General features: G+C 64.2%; 2 tRNA genes. Both read right to left on the bottom strand.

Features of this window, described 5'->3' with window-relative positions:
* Window positions 1-46: 46 nt before the first annotated feature.
* Window positions 47-118: transfer RNA gene (locus tag ADL15_RS25475), tRNA-Val, on the bottom strand.
* 28 nt (window positions 119-146) lie between these two features.
* Window positions 147-217: transfer RNA gene (locus ADL15_RS25470), tRNA-Cys, on the bottom strand.
* Window positions 218-226: the final 9 nt, after the last annotated feature.

The raw sequence follows: 226 nt of genomic DNA, 5'->3' as shown, positions 1-226 counted from the left end.
GGGCCGCGGTTCGCGCTTTCTGCGAACACACGGCCCGTGCAACTCGTGGGCGATACTGGGATCGAACCAGTGACCTCTTCCGTGTCAGGGAAGCGCGCTCCCGCTGCGCCAATCGCCCTCACGCTGTGTTTATCACACAGCTTGCGAGGTGGAGACGGGATTTGAACCCGTGTACACGGCTTTGCAGGCCGTTGCCTCGCCTCTCGGCCACTCCACCGAGCAGGCC

Origin of the sequence: Actinoplanes awajinensis subsp. mycoplanecinus, assembly GCF_001509495.1 — a bacterium.
GTDB lineage: Bacteria > Actinomycetota > Actinomycetes > Mycobacteriales > Micromonosporaceae > Actinoplanes > Actinoplanes palleronii.
This window is presented reverse-complemented; position numbering and strand designations above follow the sequence as displayed.